The sequence below is a fragment of the Shewanella sp. 11B5 genome (genome assembly GCF_002836795.1).
GTDB classification, from domain to species: Bacteria; Pseudomonadota; Gammaproteobacteria; order Enterobacterales; family Shewanellaceae; genus Shewanella; species Shewanella frigidimarina.
The window spans coordinates 1-2,995 of sequence record NZ_PJAP01000947.1 but is presented as its reverse complement, the minus strand read 5'-3'; the positions used below and the strand labels follow the sequence as shown (position 1 = coordinate 2,995).

The 2,995-nt window shown below is 42.1% G+C and carries 3 protein-coding genes; all 3 read right to left on the bottom strand.

Annotated features, from left to right (window positions below; all coding sequences use genetic code 11):
- Positions 1-1,158 (bottom strand): enoyl-ACP reductase FabV (gene fabV, locus CXF78_RS18650; RefSeq protein WP_102037598.1); only part of this gene is annotated, 1,158 nt, incomplete at its 3' end.
- 105 nt (positions 1,159-1,263) lie between these two features.
- On the bottom strand, positions 1,264-2,049 hold the full coding sequence (locus CXF78_RS18645) for a peptide ABC transporter ATP-binding protein (RefSeq protein ID WP_011638034.1): 786 nt from the start codon (positions 2,047-2,049) through the stop codon (positions 1,264-1,266).
- The coding region (locus CXF78_RS18640) for an oligopeptide/dipeptide ABC transporter ATP-binding protein (protein WP_102037597.1) at positions 2,030-2,995 on the bottom strand (966 nt) is incomplete at its 5' end. The genes CXF78_RS18645 and CXF78_RS18640, both read right to left, overlap by 20 nt.

Here is a 2,995-nt window from a genome sequence, read left to right as displayed (position 1 = left end):
TTCGTAATCGATACCATCAATACCAAAACCGAATAGTTTTAAAAACTCTTCTTTATATTCGTTGTAATCGGTTAATTCGCTTAAGTTTTCAGTGGTCACTAGTGGCCATAAATCACGACAATGCTGCTGGATTTCTTCGCGAAGTTCCCAGTCATCAAGGCGTAAACGATTTTCGCTATCAACGGCTGGTGCTTGGCCATCAACACGGTATAGGCGTTCACTGAATAAGCGGTATATTTGTTCAATACAGCCTTCATGCAAGCCTTCTTGACGCATTTTCTTAAATACCATGGCGATATAAAGAGGCATTACTGGAATGGCTGAGCTCGCTTGTGTCACAACACTTTTTAACACTGCAACGTTAGCTGAGCCACCCGTAGCGGATAATTTGCTGTCAAGGGCATGAGCTGCACGGTCTAAATCCATTTTGGCTTTGCCTAAAGCGCCATGCCAATAAATAGGCCAAGTCAATTCGGTACCAATATAGCTATAAGCAACCGTTTTGCAATTGTCTGCTAATACGCCAGCTTCACTTAGCGCACTCATCCATAATTCCCAATCTTGACCACCCATTACCGTAACGGTATCGGCAATTTCTTGCTCAGTAGCGGGCTCTACCGAAGTGTCGATAATGGTATTTTTGTTGGTATCAACAGCCGTTGCAGTGTACGTTTGGCCAATTGGTTTAAGTGATGAACGGATAACTTCACCGGTGTCGGGCATTTTACGTACTGGAGAAGCCAGTGAGTAAACCACCATGTCGATTTGACCTAAATCTTGCTTGATAAGCTCAATAACTTGTTGCTTTGCTTGATGGCTGAATGCATCGCAATTAATGCTTTTTGAATACAAGCCTTCTGCTTTAGCAAACTTATCAAATGCCGCAGTGTTGTACCAACCTGCTGTACCAGGTTTGGTTTCGGAGCTTGGTTTTTCGAAAAATACACCAATAGTGGCAGCGTCGCTACCAAATGCTGAGGTGATACGCGATGAAAGGCCATAGCCACTTGAAGAACCGACCACTAATACTTTTTTAGGACCATTAGCAATTTTGCCTTTGGCTTTAATGAGTTCGATTTGTTCTTTAACGTTGGCTTCACAACCTACTGGATGAGTAGTGGTACAAATAAAGCCACGAATTTTAGGTTTAATAATCATATTTAAGCTTCTTCCTTTAACATTGGCTCTAGGATAAATAGTTCGACGGCCAAATGGCACTGATTTTTTCTAAAACGCCCTCAAAACCACAGTGGTTGGAGCAGTTTAGCGCTTTTGCATAAATTGACTTTGTTCTTGAATGAGTCGTTGGGTGTATTCATGTTGTGGTGAAGTAAATAAGGCCTCAGTAGTTGATTTCTCGACCATATGACCATTTTGCAACACCATAATTTTATCGCTAACATGGCGGATAATATTCAGATTATGTGATACAAAAATATACGATAACCCCATCTCTTTTTGCAGCTTTAATAGCAGATTAATAATCTGAGACCGGACAGATAAATCTAATGCTGTTAGTGCTTCATCTGCAATAATAATTTTAGGGTTAAGCATTAAGGCACGTGCAACAGCGACACGCTGTTTTTGGCCTTCGGAAATCATGTGTGGATAAAATTCAGCGTGTTCGGGTAATAAACCGACTTTTCTTAGGGTTTCAATCACCAATGTTTTTCGTTCAGTTGAACTCAATTGAGTATTAAAGCGTAGTGGCTCTTTAAGCAAGTTACCAATCGATAAACGTGGATTAAGTGAAGTTGTAGGATCTTGGAAAATCATCCGGATTAACCGACAACGTTGTTTTAAATTACGCGTTTCTAAGGCTTCACCTTCAAAAAATATGTCGCCGCCACTTCGTTGTTCAGCACCGACTAAAATACGGGCGAGGGTACTTTTACCGGATCCCACTGACCCCACAATAGCCAAGGTTTCACCGCGACCGAGTTCAAATGAAACCGGAGAGAGTGCCTGATAATATTGAGGTTTAAAATGCTTATAACCGGTTAAGTATTGTTTACTTAAATCGGTTACTTTAAGCAATGGCATCGTCATCGTCTTGCTCACTTTGGTAAGGGAAATGGCAGGCAAAATAGCGGTCTTTAATATGTTCAAGATTAGGCTGTTTTACACATTGGCGTTGAGCTTCTGGGCAACGTGGGCCAAGTCGACAACCGGCAGGTAAATGCTGCAACGACGGCGAAGAGCCTTGCAGTGTGGGTAAATTAGCTTTGTGGCGCATTTTTTCAGTATGATCTGGTAGGTTTTTTAATAACGCGCGAGTGTAAGGGTGATACGGCATTGCTACCATTTCGCTAACAGGCCCTGATTCCATAACCTGACCACTGTACAAAATCGTTAAGTTATCACACCAGTGCACCATGGTTTCTAATTCATGGCTAACCAATAAAATAGATACGTTTTGCAGTTGATTGAGTTGCGATAATAGTCTGAAAATTTGCGCTTGGGTGTTGAGCTCCATTGAGTTAGTTGGCTCATCGGCAATCAGCAGTTTAGGATGATTTGCCACAGCCATCGCAATCATCACTTTTTGACATTCGCCCTCAGACAACTCCCATGGATAGCATTTCATCAGCTGTTTTGGTTTTTTTATACCGACCTTGTGAAGCCATTTCTGCGCGTTTAAATAAGTTGCTTTTCCACGTCGCCAAAAAGGAATGTTTTTGTTGGGCACCATCGCTTCAATCAATTGACTGCCAATGGTTTTTACCGGGTCTAAACTGCCAGATGGGTCTTGGAAAATCATCGCCATTTCACTACCCATCAGGCAGCGTCGTTGCTTGGAACTCATTTCTAATAAGTTTTTTCCGTCCCACATCATACGGTCAGCAATAATATGCCAATTAGGACCTAGCACCCCTAGAATTGCTTTGGCCAATAAACTGCGCCCAGAACCTGATTCGCCAACAAGTCCATGGATTTCACCGGGATTGATAGTCAAACTGACTTTTTCGAGCACTTTTACTGTGCCTTCAGGTGT

Bases quoted from the DNA above. Each gene is read 5' to 3' on its own strand.
- CXF78_RS18645 (WP_011638034.1), bottom strand. From the start codon at position 2,049: ATGACGATGCCATTGCTTAAAGTAACCGATTTAAGTAAACAATACTTA.